Annotated in this window: 9 protein-coding genes; 6 read left to right on the forward strand and 3 right to left on the reverse strand. The window is 62.9% G+C overall.

Annotated features, from left to right (window positions below):
* Positions 1-32: 32 nt before the first annotated feature.
* From ACVWZP_RS28975 to speB, 3 genes are read right to left on the reverse strand one after another with little or no spacing between them, the layout of a single operon-like run.
* Positions 33-1544, reverse strand: coding sequence for a purine-cytosine permease family protein (locus ACVWZP_RS28975; RefSeq protein ID WP_017845300.1), 1512 nt, complete (start codon positions 1542-1544; stop codon positions 33-35).
* A gap of 21 nt (positions 1545-1565) precedes the next feature.
* Positions 1566-1988, reverse strand: coding sequence for a YybH family protein (locus tag ACVWZP_RS28980; protein ID WP_288081091.1), 423 nt, complete (start codon positions 1986-1988; stop codon positions 1566-1568).
* Positions 1988-2938: an agmatinase gene (gene speB, locus ACVWZP_RS28985; protein ID WP_017845302.1), complete on the reverse strand. Its 951-nt coding sequence runs from the start codon at positions 2936-2938 to the stop codon at positions 1988-1990. Before speB ends, ACVWZP_RS28980 begins: the two co-directional genes overlap by 1 nt.
* A 149-nt stretch (positions 2939-3087) precedes the next feature.
* Here speB and ACVWZP_RS28990 point away from each other — a divergent pair, with 149 nt between their 5' ends.
* The 6 genes from ACVWZP_RS28990 (at position 3088) to relA (ending at position 15256) form a co-directional block, all read left to right on the forward strand.
* Positions 3088-3981, forward strand: coding sequence for a LysR family transcriptional regulator (locus ACVWZP_RS28990; protein ID WP_017845303.1), 894 nt, complete (start codon positions 3088-3090; stop codon positions 3979-3981).
* A 6-nt stretch (positions 3982-3987) separates the two neighbouring features.
* Entirely contained in the window at positions 3988-4578 is a 591-nt protein-coding gene (locus ACVWZP_RS28995; RefSeq protein WP_108524715.1) for a tRNA-uridine aminocarboxypropyltransferase, read from the forward strand.
* Between the two features lie 71 nt (positions 4579-4649).
* Positions 4650-10517, forward strand: a complete 5868-nt coding sequence (locus ACVWZP_RS29000) for an NEL-type E3 ubiquitin ligase domain-containing protein (RefSeq protein ID WP_457370341.1) — start codon at positions 4650-4652, stop codon at positions 10515-10517.
* Positions 10518-10623: 106 nt separating this feature from the next.
* A complete protein-coding gene (cysM, locus tag ACVWZP_RS29005) occupies positions 10624-11526 on the forward strand; it encodes a cysteine synthase CysM (protein WP_017845306.1) in 903 nt (300 codons plus the stop codon).
* A complete protein-coding gene (gene rlmD, locus ACVWZP_RS29010; RefSeq protein ID WP_046382479.1) occupies positions 11526-12878 on the forward strand; it encodes a 23S rRNA (uracil(1939)-C(5))-methyltransferase RlmD in 1353 nt (450 codons plus the stop codon). Before cysM ends, rlmD begins: the two co-directional genes overlap by 1 nt.
* 134 nt (positions 12879-13012) lie before the next feature.
* Positions 13013-15256, forward strand: coding sequence for a GTP diphosphokinase (gene relA, locus ACVWZP_RS29015; protein WP_017845308.1), 2244 nt, complete (start codon positions 13013-13015; stop codon positions 15254-15256).
* Positions 15257-15390 lie beyond the last annotated feature (134 nt).

Genomic DNA, 15390 nt, shown 5'->3' on the forward strand with positions numbered 1-15390 from the left:
CGGCGGGTCTCCGATTATCTTTTTTATGGAAATCAGGCGGCTTTTTGCAGCGCCGGTTCAGCGCGCACGTCCGTGCGTTCGCTGCGTGGATCGGTAGGGCCGTACACGGCAGCCGGTTCCGGGAACAGGCGCAGCAAGCTCAGGTACACCACCGAGGCCAGCCCCAATGTCACCGGCAGGCTGATATCGATGCCCTCGGCGAGGTTGCCCAATGGCCCGACAAACTGCCCCGGCAGGTTGACGAAGCACAGCCCCACCAACGCGCTCGGAATCCAGGCCCCCAGGCCGCGCCAGTTCCAGCCATGGCTGAACCAGTAGCGCCCGCCGCGTTCGCCGCGGGTAAATACCTGCAGGTCGTCCGGGCAGTAGAAGCCGCGACGCACGATCAGGCCGATGATCATCATCACCATCCACGGGGTGGTGCAGGTGATGATCAGCACCGCGAAGGTCGACACGCTCTGCACCAGGTTGGCGGCGAAACGTCCGATAAAGATGAAGGCGATAGACATCACCCCGATCAGCAGCGTGGCCTTGACCCGCGACAGCAGGCGCGGGAACACGCTGGACATGTCCAACCCCGTGCCATACAGCGACGTGGTGCCGGTGGACATGCCGCCGATCACCGCGATCAGGCACACCGGCAGGAAGAACCAGCTCGGCGCCACCGCCAGCAGGCCGCCGACGTAGTTGTTGGCCGCGATGTAGTCCGGTGCCCTGACCGCGACGATGGTCGCGGTGGCCAAGCCGAACAGGAACGGGATCAAGGTGGCGATCTGTGCCGCGACCACCGCCAGCATGATGCGAATTTTCGGCGTTTCACGCGGGATGTAGCGCGACCAGTCACCGAGGAACGCGCCGAAGGAGATCGGGTTGCTCATGGCCACCAGCGCCGCACCGATAAACGCAGCCCAGAAACCGCTCTGGCCGAGGGCCACGCTGCCGGCGAAGTGGCTGTCGAAGGTCGGCGCGAACGCGAAGATCCCCAACAGAAACAGCAGGCTCGCCGCCCACACCGCGATGCGGTTGACCCACAGCATGAAGCGAAAGCCGTAGATACAGACCGTCAGCACCAGGATGGCAAACACGCCGTAGGCCAGGCCCAGGGTCAGGTCGGTTTCCGGCAGGCCGATCAGCCGCTTCGCACCGCCGACCAGCGCATCGCCCGAACTCCACACCGACAGTGAGAAGAAGGCAATCGCCGTCAGCAATGACAGAAATGAGCCGACGATCCGCCCGTGGACACCGAAGTGCGCCCCGGACGACACAGCATTGTTGGTGCCATTGATCGGCCCGAACAGGCCCATGGGCGCCAGGATCAGCGCACCCACCAGCACGCCCAGCACAATCGCCCAGACACCGGCCTGGAACGACAGGCCGAACAGCACCGGAAAGGCACCCAGCACCGCTGTGGCAAAGGTATTGGCACCGCCGAAGATCAGGCGAAACAGATCCTTGGGCCCGGCGGTACGTTCATGGTCCGGGATCTGTTCGACCCCGTTGGTTTCTATCTTGCGAATACTGTTTTCGTTGTTTTTATTATTCATGATCAGCTCCGATCACATTGGCTAAGGGGGCGGCAGCCCTTCCGGCATAGCGGACAAATGTTCGTGACAGGCCAGCCACAGGCCTTGTTTTTGTTGTACGTCCAACCCTTGCCATCTGAAGACAATGGTCTCGCGTTCCTGGCTATTGAATTGCTCCCCGTTCATGCGCAGCTCGGTGGCCACGTCATGCATAAAAATCGCCACATCACCCTGCAGGCTGACAACGGCGTTGCTCGAGACGCAGGACAGCACCTCGAACCCCTCGTCCCGGCGCCAGCTGTCCCACAATGCCTGGTAGGCATCGCGACTGAGCAGCGGCTGGGGCAGGGTGTAGAACACGAAGCTGGCATCGGCGCTGAATGCGCCGAAGTAAGCCTCGCGGTCGTTGCGTGCGAAGGCCGACACTAGGTCGGCCGCCGCTTTCAACACCTCATGGGTGCTCATCAGCGGTGCGCCACGCCGGGCAGTACGCAGAGCATTTCGTACAGCAGGTTGGCGCCCAGCAACGAGGTGTTGCCGGTGGTGTCGTAAGGCGGCGAAACTTCTACCAGATCGCAACCAATCAGGTCGAGGCCCTGGCAACCACGGATGATTTCGATCGCCTGGATAGTGGTCAGCCCGCCGATTTCCGGGGTGCCGGTGCCGGGCGCCCAGGCCGGGTCGATGCCGTCGATGTCAAAGCTCAGGTACACCGGGCCGCCACCGACTTTTTCGCGCACTTCGGCCATCAACGGCGCGAGGGAGTGGTGCCAGCATTCTTCGGCCTGCACCACGCGAAAGCCTTGCTTGCGGCTCCAGTTGAAGTCTTCGGCAGTGTAGCCCTGGGCGCGCAGGCCGATCTGTACCACGCGGTCGCAATCGAGCAGGCCTTCTTCCACTGCGCGGCGGAAGGTGGTGCCGTGGGCGATCTTCTCGCCGAACATGTGGTCGTTGACGTCGGCATGGGCATCGATGTGGACCAGCCCGACCTTGCCGTGCTTTTTGTGGATCGCCCGCAGGATCGGCAGGGTGATGGTGTGGTCGCCGCCCAGGGTCATGGGGATGACGTTGTGTTCGAGGATCTCGTCGTAGGCTTCTTCAATGATCCGCACGGCGTCGAGCAGGTTGAAGGTGTTGATCGCCACGTCGCCGATATCGGCCACCGACAGCGAATCGAACGGCGCGGCACCGGTGGCCATGTTGTACGGGCGGATCATCACCGATTCGGCGCGGATTTCCCGGGGGCCGAAGCGGGTGCCGGCGCGCAGCGAGGTGCCGATGTCCAGCGGCACGCCGATAAAGGCCGCATCCAGGCCCTTGGCCGATTGCAAATGGGGAAGACGCATCATGGTGGCGATGCCGGCGAAGCGCGGCATTTCGTTGCCGCCCAGTGGTTGGTGGAAAATCTTGTCCACGGGATTGCCTCATCGTGTTGTGTTTATTAGCGGCCGATTCTGCGAAAAGCCCGGAGTGGGAAGAATCGGCAGAGGCAAATACTTAGTTCAGATTTTTCTAAACTAATGCCGGCAGGTAGACTACTGCGATCACCTCCCCGGAGCCGACCATGGCCAACGCCTTGCCTGACCTGAAACTCCTGCGCATCTTCGTCAGCGTCGTGCGCCACCAGGGGTTCGCCAATGCACAGCACGAGCTCAACCTGTCGACCTCGGCGATCAGCACCTATATGAGCCAGCTCGAATCGGCGTTGGGCCTGGTGCTGTGCCACCGTGGCCGGGGCGGGTTCAGCCTGACCAGCAAGGGCGAGTTGTTCCATCAGGAGACCCTGCGGCTACTGGGCGAACTGGAAGGTTTCGAGCAATACGCCGCCGCGCTCAAAGGCGAGCTGCGCGGCACACTCAAGCTCGGCGTGCTCGACTCCACCGTCAGCGACAAGGCCCTGCCGTTCGCCGAGGTGATCGGCGCCTACAGCCTGGAACACCCGGCGGTGCACCTGCATTTGTCGGTGCTGAGCCCTTACGAACTGCAACTGGGCGTGCAGGACAACCGCCTGGACCTGGCCATCGGCGCGTTCTCCAACCGCATGAGCGGGCTGATCTACATGCCGCTGTACCGTGAACAACACTGGTTGTATTGCAGCACCCGGCACCCGCTGTTCAATGAGCGGCGCATCCCCGAACAGGTGATCACCCAGCAGCGCATGGTCGGGCGCGGCTACTGGAGCCAGGCGGAACTGGCGCGCCACGGCTTCAAGCACAGCGCCGCCACCGTGGAAAGTATGGAGGCGCAACTGATCCTGGTGCTGTCCGGCGCCTACATCGGCTACCTGCCCGAACACTACGCCCAGGCCTGGGCCGACAAGGGCGACCTGCGCGTGCTGCTGCCGGCGACCTTCGGCTACCAGGCGCCGTTCTCGATGATCATGCGCCGTGGCCGTAGCCGCGAGCCGCTGATCCAGACGTTTCGCGACTTGCTCAAAACCCAGCTCAACCAGGCCTGAAAAACCATGTCCAGACCCCAGTGTTCCCGTTGCCTGCGGCCCGCCACCCATTGCCTGTGCGCGCTGATCCCCAGCCTCGACAGTCGCACCCGCGTGTTGCTGCTGCAGCACCCGAGCGAGGTCAACCATGCGCTCAATACCGCGCGGTTGGCGGCGTTGGGCTTGAACAATGCGCAGTTGGTGGTGGGCGAGGTATTCGACGATCTGCCGAGCTTGCTGAACCCGCCCGGCTATCAGGCGCGCCTGTTGTTTCCGGCAGACGATGCCCAGCCGCTGCAGGCTTATGGGCCGAGCGACGAGCCGTTGTTGCTGGTGGTTCCCGACGGCACCTGGCGCAAGGCGCGCAAGCTGTTGCACCTCAACCCGCTGCTGGCGGCGCTGCCCAGGGTGACGCTGGCCGCGGGCGCCGTCTCGCGCTACCGGCTGCGCAAGGCGCCGGGCCCCGGAGCCTTGTCGACGGTGGAGGCGATTGTGCAGGCGTTGCAGGTGCTGGAGGCGCCCACTTCTTTCGAGCCGTTACTCAAACCCTTCGATGCGTTGATCGAGGGCCAGATTGCGGCGATGGGACCGGCGGTTTTCGACAAGAACCACGGCTGATCCATGGCGCTACATAGCTACCTGAGACGCTGACGGCGAGGCGATAGGCTGAGCTTTTCAGGAGCAGAGCCATGAGCGAGCCGATTACCCCCACACCGCAGGACACGCTGAGCGCTTTTATCGCGCAGCAGCGCGGACCCTTGATGGCCGGCCTGGAGTGGTCAGTCCTGCAGGCCCTGGATGGCTTGAGAGCCGAGTTCGACAGCCTTCTCGGCGGGCTCGATCTTGCCGAAAAACGTGAGTACGTGCGCCTGCAAAGGGCCTGGATCGATGCCCAGCACACCATGGAACAGGGCATCCGCCAACTCACCGAAGCGTTCGAGCTACATGCCCTGGAGTCGTTGCGCAGCGCGTTGATAACCCTGACCGGCCAGTACATCGACCCCAAGGTGGCGAAGATCAATACCCGCTACCTCAAGCACTCCGGTCGCGTCCGGCGCGAATTGAAAGGCGATGAGATCAAGATCTCTAGCGTGACCTTATGGGACGCCGCCTGTATGAACTATGACGGCCTGACCGGCTGGAGCTACCCCGGCCGCACCGGCCTGGCCGATGCCAGTTACCTCGACAGGAACATCAACGCGACCGCCGGCGAATTCATTGCGCTGGTGCGCCGGCTCGATCTCGGCGGGCAACTGCGTCGCCGTCTCGACCAGGCGCTGCAGGCCAACGCCTCGCTGGGCAGCAGCATCATGCGGTTGGCGAATGCCGAGTTTGAGTTCGCCCTCATCGAGGCCTTGAGAAACACCGAAGCCAGCCGCGTCGACCGGGACAAATACCAGCAGGTGAAACGTGCGCTGGCGGGAGAAGCGCGCTGGGAGCGCGTAGAGGAAATGCTGCTTTTCGTGCCCCATGGGACGGACAACATCAGTTGGTTGCCACAATCGATCGGCTTGGTCGGGCATTACGCCGGCCAGCCTCCCGGCGACAGCTTGAGCATTCCCCACATCGTTTTTTCCGTCAGCGGTTGCAAGGGGGCTTTCAGTTTTATCCCGAATCGCCCCGGCGGGTCGCTGCGTCATCATGCCAGCCATCGGCAAGCTTGCGAGGTGTTTCATGCGGAGTTTCATGCGGCCTACCGCGCGGGGCGGGTCGATTGGCTGTATCAGATCATGTGGCTGCGTGACTGTGCGCGACTCAAGCAAATCGGTAAAACCGCGCAGCCGCGTCGCGACCTTGAGGGGTTGGAAAAACTGGTCGACTGGCTGGCCCGTGTCATTCCGAGCGTCAACATCGTCGATAAAGTCGGCTATGTGCGCAACGTCGTGCAAAAGTCCCCGGCGCTGAGCCTGAACGATTTCTATCGCGAACGCAGTCGCGCCAATCTGCAGGAGTTGGCGCACCAGACGCCCGGTTTCATGCCCACCATGATCGAGCTGTTCCAGACCCTGATCGGGGAAATCCTCGATGTGCTGCTGATCCCGGTGCCGGGGGCGTTAAAAGGGTTGGGGCGGGTGAGGGCGTTTGCGATGTTCATAGCGATGGAGCAAGCGTTGGTCGAAGGGGGGCGGCAGGCGCTGCTCGGCGAGCCTGCCGAATTGCTCCAGGGGTTTGCCGACCTTGCCGATTTACTGATCAGTGGTCGATTGCATACGCGTTTGGGGCGCAGCGTGCTGCGTCGCCATCAGCATTTGTATCAACGCTTGTCCCAGCGCTACAGCGCCGTGCCTGAACACCGGCATCTGTCGAGCCCGCAGGTGCTTGAAAGAATGCTCGGCAGCCAGGACGTATTGCCACGGCAAATCGAGATTTTGCTCGAAACGAGCGCGACCTCGGCAGAGACCTTGAACCAGGTATGGGAGGGCGCGCCAGCGTCGGCGTCTTTGGTCGACGCCGTGCATCGGTTGCGCGCCGACCGGTTGATCGATTGGCTGGCCGCAGACGCCGACCCCAGCCGCCCCGCGCCCGTCGACGCGCTGGACGTCATGGCGCCGCTGCTCACTCAGTTGGAGGGTTGGCCGGCGGGAATGTCGTTGAGCATTGAAGACCATCAGGGCCTGGAGGTGCGTCGCTACAACAAGGAGGCAACGCGTGCGACAACCGCAGTGGTTACGCTGACCGCGCTGGAAAATCATGAGTTCGCCTATGCCACGCCGCGCCGCTTCACCGCCCATGTGGCACAGGCCATTGTGGCGTTGGTGCCGGCGCTTGTTTCGGGTGACGCGCAGTTGCTTCGCCAGCAATTGGCGACGAAAGCCAAGGCCTTGAGGAACGATCTGTTTGACGCGCTCACGCGGTTTGCCGACACCTGCCGTGCTGACGCGGTGGGTGCCAGTGCATCGGTACTCAAATTGTTGCCCGAGCGCGTCAGCCCCGACCAGCCCATACCGGCGGTGATTACCCAACTACGGGCCTTGCACCCCGAACTGAGCATGGCGCGGTTGCTCGAGGTGTTGCGCGAACACCCGTTATCGGAGCATCAGCAAACCCAGCTGCTGCAGTCGCAACTGCAACCCGAGGCGCTTTATGACGCATTGCGCGCCGCACGCCTGGTGACGCGCCGCGAAGCCATCGTCGATGGGCTTTTTCATCCGCGCCGATTTGACCGGCAAACCCAGGATTGGGCCGCGCATTTCGCCCACAGCGTGCTGCGCGACGGCAGCGCCCAGGCGTTGCTCGTCTGCCCGGCCACGCAAGCGCTGCCCTATGTTTCGCAGGGGGCGCAGGACCGTAGCGTGGTGGTCATTGATCAGGGCCAAGGGCGATTTTCGCCGTATTACCACCGTGAGTCGCGCACCGGCGCCATGCTGAGTGGTGCCAACGGTTTCTATCTGGCGATCATGCGCCAGCTGTCCGACGATGACCGGCGTCTACTCGGCTTGAGCGCGGAGCACAGCGTTGCCGACTTTCGGCGTCAGGTCGCTCGCGCCCTGTTGCGCCATCGTGCGCCGGATGGCGCGTTTTATCCCGACCGGCGCGAGATCGCGCACTACGTCAGTCACGTCGATACCGCCCGTATCGCCGCAGAGCCCGATGCCCTTGGCCTATACCACCTGGGGGCGGAGCGCTACCTGTGGCTGGACGATGCTTATTTCAAGGTGGCGGAGCAGCCATGGCGCCTATTGCACCCGTCCCTGAACGATGCGTATGCCCCGCTGTTGAGCCACAACGGTGCCGGCGCCTGGCGGCACGAATGGGAAAACCCGCTGACGTGGGACGGCGCCAAGGCGTTCCAGCGCCTGGGGCCGTTTACCCGCGCAGTGCCGGCGGATGCCATCGAGCAGATTCAGCAGATCAGCGGGGTGACAGCGGACGTCCTGCGCCGGATACATCTGCGCAATGAGCGCGCGCCGGCAATCGTGGTGGAGACCGTCGAGCGCTTCATGCGGCATCAACGGATCAACACCGGCGTGGATACGGGGCGGGATTTTTTCGACAGGCTGCTCGGCGAGGTCGGTGCCGACAGCGCCGAAACGTTGGTGGGGCAGGCGGCCACCCGCGCCGAGCAGGTCGCGGTGCTCGAGGCCGAGGTCGCGCGCAACCGGCCCCACATGGAGCGCCTGTTTTTCAAGGCGCTGGGCCAAAAACAGCAGCCATCGGGCGATCCATTGGCGCAGGTGCTGCAGCGCGATTTTCCCAGTTTGACGGCGGCACTCGCCGAAGAACTGGTGCGCGACGTCACCGCGCAGGAGCGCCTCAGCCTGCAGGCCGGCCGCATCCCCTTGAGCCTGATGTCGGCCGCGCGTTGGCGGGTGAGCGTCGCGCGCAAGATCAGGGCGCTGGAGGGATTGTATCTGCCGGCTGCAGCGAGTGAAGACACCTCGAGACTGATCCTGCATACATTGCCGGACATCGACGGATGGCCGAACCACCTGCGGGTCGAGGTGTGGGAGCGCGGTCGCCTGATCGATAGCATCGGCCCGGTCGACGGCGCGCTCAGACGGATACTGGAAGCGGTCGACGTGGATTATCAGGCCTACATTCTTCAAGCGAACGGTGAACGGCAACCGACCGGGCGTCCCGGGGCGTTCCTGGCGGTGCTGTTGGACGCATTACCGTCGATTGAACGTGAAGCGCTGCACTACACCCACGATGCGCTGCGCCGGGAGATCGAACAGCGTTCGCAACGCGCCCTCAGCCTGTTCGACCCACAGCGACGCCCCTGGTACGTCCCGCCACGGCGCCTGGCGGATGGGCGCATGGGTTACCCGCTGAGCGGCGGTGATCATTGGGGGCCGGTGGACCGTGAACACGTCGCCAAGCTGCGGCAGCTGTTTCCGGCGAAAACCGATGAGCAGGCCTTCGCGCTGCTCCAGGGCCTGAGTGATTCCGTCCGAGAGCGGGAAAGCGCGATCAACTTCATGTTCAGAGAGCGCGCCGTCTTGAATGCCAACCTTGAACGATGGTGCCGACAGGGTAAGCCCGAGGACTTGCCCGCACAACGTGAGGCGGCTGCGCGCATTCAGCGCTGCTGGGCTAAAGAAGACTCCGTTCGCGGGGTACCGTATGAACTCATCCTGGATGACTTGGCATTAAATGATTTGCCGCCGCTGGGCGCCTATTTCGGTCATGTAAAACTGTTGAGCCTGAAAAACAATCGGCTGGAAACCATTCCAACCAGTTTTTTCAGGTGTTTTCCGCAGCTTCGCTGGGTGTTTTTCAACGGTAATCATCTGCAGCGCCTTCCCGTCGGGTTGGCACAGCTGGGCTATTTATCGCTGCTCAACCTCTCGAATAATCGGCTCAAGCTTCAACTGGGGGACGTAATTCTGCTCGCTGAAATGACCAGCCTGGTGACACTGGATTTATCGGTAAACCCACTGAGACTGGGGCAGCGCTTGAAGCTGCATGGGTTGAAGAAGTTGCGCGTGCTTAACCTGCGCAATACGCAAATTGAAAGCCTGCCCCTTGGCGCCGCCATCTTGCGATCACTGGAGGTCTTTGATTTGCGTGACAATCGAATATCGATCTTGACCAGCCTCGATTTGTTCATTTACCCGAATGTTCATCGAGCGATGAATTTGCAAGGCAACCCGCTTTCACAGGGCTCCCTGCAAATGATGCGCCGCTACCGTGAGTGGCCGGGGCAGGCGGATATCGATTTTGGCCTGGGCGCCCAGCCCGCAGCGGCATCCACACGCCCCGACACATGGTTGGCGGTGCTGCCTTTCGCTGAGGTTCCCCACTACCAGGCACTTTGGGCGCAACTGCAGCAACGCCCGATGTCTGATCGTTTTTTTGAGTTGCTGGCATGTATCGCGGCCTATCCGTCGCTCATCGCCACCGGCTTTCGGGCGCTGCGAGAAGACCTGACGCGCCGCGTGTGGCAGTTGATCGAGAGTGCAACCCATAACGAGCAACTGGCCGTGATCCTGTTTCAGCACCGCTTCGAGCTCAATCGCGGGGTGGATGGCTGGCTGTTATCACTCAATGCGCTGGAGCTTGAGTTCCTGCCGATCGAACTGCTCGCCCGCGACACGGACGGTGATGCGGCGCCACTCTTGAATTACTTTCGAGCCCTGAAACGGTTGCAGGCCATCGATGAGATGGTGTTGCGTTTCGACCGCCATCAAACGTGGGATGTGGTGAGCAGCATGATCCTTGCCAGCCGCATTGCGTTGGCGCACAGCCTGGATTTACCCCTTGGATTCGAAGAGCGTTTGGCCAGGACACTGGGTGGCCCCAATGCGAACTCAATCACCAGGATGCACGGGATGATCGTGGCCGCCGAAGCTCAGTTCGACTGGCCGGCTTTATTGGTGCAAGCAGAATATTGGCGGCAGTTTCTGGCGCGTAAATACCGATCGCGGTTCGACGCGCGCCTTGGGCAATACGATCGAGAAATGGAGCGTGCGCAGGCGCAAGTCGAAAGTGCGGAGATGAGCGAAGGCGCGTACCTGCTGCTGGTGCGTAAGGTGCAAGCCTTGAGGGCGCACGACGAGGAGCAATTGATTGAGCAACTGACGCGCGAGGAATGGACCCGCTTCGTGACCGGCTGATTGCGTGCTTATGCCTTTAAGCCATAAGCACCGCACTTTGCGTGATATGGCGCGCCAGGCTTTCCCGGTATGATGTTCGCCCCGCAGTCTGGATTGCGAATACGCCATGACCTTGCAGTACCCTACAATCGCCGATTGCGTCGGCAACACGCCCCTGGTCCGCTTGCAACGCATGGCGGGTGAAACCAGCAATACCCTGTTGCTCAAGCTCGAAGGGAACAACCCGGCCGGTTCCGTCAAGGACCGTCCGGCGCTGTCGATGATCACGCGCGCCGAGCTGCGCGGGCAGATCAAGCCGGGCGACACCCTGATCGAAGCCACCTCCGGTAACACCGGGATCGCCCTGGCCATGGCCGCGGCGATCAAGGGTTACAAGATGGTGCTGATCATGCCCGACAATGGCAGCGCCGAGCGCAAGGCCGCGATGACCGCCTACGGTGCCGAATTGGTCCTGGTCAGCCAGGAAGAAGGCATGGAAGGCGCCCGCGACCTCGCCGAGCGCATGGCCGCCGAAGGCCGTGGCCAGGTGCTGGACCAGTTCGCCAACGGCGACAATCCCGAGGCGCACTACACCACCACCGGCCCGGAAATCTGGCGCCAGACCCAGGGCACGATTACCCATTTCGTCAGCTCCATGGGCACCACCGGCACCATCATGGGCAACTCGCGCTACCTCAAGGAGCAGAACCCGGCGATCCAGATCGTCGGCCTGCAACCGATGGAAGGCGCGTCGATCCCCGGGATTCGCCGCTGGCCCGAAGAGTATTTGCCGAAGATCTACAACGCCACGCGCGTGGATCGCATCATCGACATGGCCCAGCGTGAAGCCGAAGACACCACGCGCCGCCTGGCCCGTGAAGAAGGCATCTTCTGCGGTGTGTCCTCCGGCGGCGCCGTGGCCGGCATGTTGCGATTGTCCAAGGAAGTGGAAAACGCGGTGATCGTCGCGATCATCTGTGACCGTGGCGACCGTTACTTGTCGACCGGCATTTTCGACGAACCCAACTGATGGCCAAGCACGAGAGAGGCCTGCGCTTCCAGCCGACGGGCGGCAGCCGTACCCCACAGATTCCGGTGGGCAAGAAGCAACGCCTGACCATCGAGCGCCTGGCCAATGACGGCCGTGGCATCGTGTTCTTTGAAGGCCGCACCTGGTTTGTCAACGGTGCGCTGGCCGGTGAAGAGGTCGAAGCGCGGGTATTGGGCGCCCACGGCAAAGTGGTCGAGGCGCGCACCGAGCGTGTGTTCAAGCCCAGCGAACTGCGGCGCCCGGCGCCATGCGCGCACTTCGGCCGTTGCGGCGGTTGCAGCGTGCAGCACCTGCCCCATGCTGAACAACTTGCCCTGAAACAGCGCATGCTCGCCGAGCAACTGTCGCGTGTGGCAGGGGTCGAACCGCAGGCGTGGGCGGCACCGTTGAGTGGCCCGGAGCTGGGCTATCGGCGTCGCGCCCGCGTGGCGGTGCGCTGGGACGCCAAGGCCAAGACCCTGGAAGTGGGCTTTCGCGCCGTGGCCAGCCAGGACATCGTCGCCATCGACGATTGCCCGGTGCTGGTACAGGCCTTGCAACCGATCATGCAGCGTTTGCCCAACATGCTGCGGCGCTTGAGCAAACCGCAGGCATTGGGGCATGTGGAGCTGTTCAGCGGGTCGTCCATCGCCGTATTGCTGCGCCATATGGCGCCGTTGTCCGACGCCGATCTGCTGATCCTCAAAGAATTCTGCGCCTTCCATGAGGCCCAGTTGTGGCTGCATGGCGAGGGCCAGCCGGAGCCGGTCGAGCCTGACCAGGCCCTGGGTTATCGGTTGGAACCGTGGGCTCTGGAGCTGGCGTATCGGCCGGGCGATTTTGTCCAGGTCAACGCCGGGGTCAACGCGGCGATGGTGGCCCAGGCCCTCGAATGGCTGGCGCCGCAAGCCGATGAGCGCGTGCTGGACCTGTTTTGCGGGCTGGGCAACTTCGCCCTGCCACTTGCGCGCCAGGTGCGCGAAGTGGTCGCGGTGGAAGGCGTGCAGGCCATGGTCGAGCGTGCGGCGCTGAATGCCGTCAGCAATAATTTGCATAATGTGCAGTTTTTTCAGGCCGATTTGTCCCAGTCGTTGACTGACGCGGAATGGGCCAAACAGGGCTTTTCTGCGGTACTCTTGGACCCACCTCGCGACGGTGCCCTGGAGGTTGTGCGCAAGCTCGCCAGCCTGGGGGCCAAGCGCCTGGTGTACGTGTCCTGCAATCCGGCGACGCTGGCGCGGGACACGGTTGAGTTGGTCAAGCAGGGTTACCGGCTAAAACGTGCCGGGATCCTCGACATGTTTCCGCAAACCGCGCATGTCGAGGCGATGGCGTTATTTGAGGCGGGCTAGGATGCCCGTTTAATCCGACTGGCCTGCATTCTCCTGGGCCGTGACCTGCCAGGGAGTGTGTGAGCTTTAGTAATAAAGCAGGTCAGCGATGATTTTTGGCGCATCGAAGGTGCGTCGTAGGGAAGGTAAGCAAGATGGTACAGGTGAGAGCACACCAGCCGATCAACACCGACGGCAGTATCAATCTCGAGGCATGGCTGGATCATGCCATCAGTGTCGACCCGGCACTGGACCGTGAAGCCTTGAAAGCAGCCTGCGAGTTCGCTCGTGAGTCTGAACAGCAAGACAATGCGGCCAAGAACCTGTGGGCCGAAGGCACTTCGAGCTTTCGCACCGGCTTGGAAATCGCTGAGATCCTCGCCGATCTCAAGCTCGACCAGGATTCGCTGATCGCTGCCGTGCTCTATCGCGGCGTGCGTGAAGGGCATATCCCGTTGGCCACCGTGGGCCAGCGCTTCGGCTCCGTGGTGGCCAAGCTGATCGACGGCGTGCTGCGCATGGCCGCCATCAGCGCCAGCCTCAGCCCGCGCCAGTCCATGGTGCTGGGCACCCAGGGCCAGGTGGAAAACCTGCGCAAGATGCTGGTGGCGATGGTCGACGACGTGCGCGTCGCCTTGATCAAGCTGGCCGAACGCACCTGCGCGATCCGTGCGGTGAAAACCGCCGACGACGAAAAGCGCAACCGCGTGGCCCGCGAAGTCTTCGACATCTACGCACCGCTGGCGCACCGCCTGGGTATCGGCCATATCAAGTGGGAGCTGGAGGACTTGTCCTTCCGCTACCTCGAACCCGACCAATACAAACAGATCGCCACGCTGCTGCATGAGCGCCGGCTCGACCGCGAGCGTTTCATCACCGACGTGATGGGCCAGCTGCGCGCCGAGTTGCAGGCTACCGGCGTCGACGCCGACATCAGCGGCCGCGCCAAGCACATCTATTCGATCTGGCGCAAAATGCAGCGCAAGGGCCTGGCCTTCAGCCAGATCTACGACGTGCGCGCCGTGCGCGTGCTGGTGCCGGAAATGCGCGACTGCTACACCGCGCTCGGTATCGTCCACACCCTGTGGCGGCACATCCCCAAGGAGTTCGACGACTACATCGCCAACCCCAAGGAAAACGGCTATCGCTCGCTGCACACTGCGGTGATCGGCCCCGAGGGCAAGGTGCTGGAAGTGCAGATCCGCACCCACGCCATGCACGAAGAGGCGGAGCTGGGGGTGTGCGCGCACTGGCGCTACAAGGGCACCGACGTCAAGGCCGGGTCCAACCAGTACGAAGAGAAGATCTCTTGGCTGCGCCAAGTGCTGGAATGGCACGAAGAACTCGGCGACATCGGCGGCCTGGCCGAACAACTGCGGGTGGATATCGAGCCGGACCGGGTCTACATCTTCACCCCCGACGGCCACGCCATCGACCTGCCGAAGGGCGCCACGCCGCTGGACTTCGCCTACCGCGTGCACACCGAGATCGGCCACAACTGCCGGGGCGCCAAGATCAACGGGCGCATCGTGCCGCTCAACTACAGCCTGCAGACCGGCGAGCAGGTCGAGATCATCACCAGCAAGCACGGTACGCCGAGCCGCGACTGGCTGAACCCGAACCTGGGTTACATCACCACCTCGCGGGCGCGGGCGAAGATCGTCCACTGGTTCAAGCTGCAGGCGCGCGACCAGAACGTCGCCGCCGGCAAAAGCCTGCTCGAACGCGAACTGGCGCGCCTGGGCCTGCCTCAGGTGGACTTCGACAAGCTGGCCGAAAAGGCCAACATGAAGATCGCCGAAGACATGTTCGCCGCCCTCGGTGCCGGCGACCTGCGCCTGGCGCAACTGGTCAACCTGGCCCAGCAACTGGTGGAGCCGGAACGCGGCAACGAACAGCTGGAGCTGATCCCGCGCAAAGCCACCGGCTACAAGCCCGGCAAGCGTGGCGATATCCAGATCCAGGGCGTCGGCAACCTGATGACGCAAATGGCCGGTTGCTGCCAGCCGCTGCCGGGCGACGCCATCGTCGGCTACATCACCCAGGGCCGTGGCGTGAGCATTCACCGCCAGGACTGCGCCTCGGTGCTGCAACTGGGCGGGCGCGAGCCGGAGCGGATCATCCAGGTCAGCTGGGGCCCGGTGCCGGTGCTCACCTATCCGGTGGACATCATCATCCGTGCCTACGACCGTTCCGGTCTGCTGCGCGACGTGTCGCAAGTGCTGCTCAACGAGCGGATCAACGTGCTGGCCGTCAACACCCGCTCGAACAAGGAGGACAACACCGCGTTGATGTCCCTGACCATCGAGATTCCGGGGCTGGACGCGTTGGGGCGGTTGCTGGGGCGGATTTCCCAGTTGCCGAACATCATCGAGACGCGGCGCAACCGTACCCCATGAGCATCTGGATGAACACAGTCTGAAAGGTGGGAGGGGGCTTGCCCCCGAAAGCGGAGTGTCAGGTACCAGATTCTTGGTTGATCCACCGCAATCGGGGGCAAGCCCCCTCCCACAGTTGATCGGCGGTGTTCATA

This window comes from Pseudomonas sp. TE36184 (assembly GCF_054060055.1).